1 protein-coding gene is annotated in these 224 nt (G+C 50.9%); it reads right to left on the bottom strand.

Features of this window, described 5'->3' with window-relative positions:
• On the bottom strand, positions 1–224 hold a 224-nt coding region (locus ACM0OZ_RS49485; protein ID WP_414590261.1), incomplete at both ends, for a hypothetical protein.

Below are 224 nucleotides of genomic sequence, written 5' to 3'. Positions count from 1 at the left end.
GAGCAACTTGAAGGGCTTCGGGCATTAATGCTTCGGGCAGTTTGTCAGCTAAAGCTGTTAGGGCATAGGCGCGACTATATTCATCAGCAATCTCGCGAGCAACTTTAAGCGCTTCGGGTAACACTTCGGGCAGTTTGTCAGCTAAAGCTGTTAGGGCATAGGCGCGATAAGATTCATCAGCAATCTCGCGAGCAACTTTAAGGGCTTCGGGCAACACTTGGGGC

This window comes from Scytonema sp. PCC 10023 (assembly GCF_963920835.1).
Classification (GTDB): domain Bacteria; phylum Cyanobacteriota; class Cyanobacteriia; order Cyanobacteriales; family Nostocaceae; genus Kalymmatonema.
Note: the sequence above shows the minus strand (reverse complement) of the source record. Positions and strands in the feature narration are given on the sequence as shown.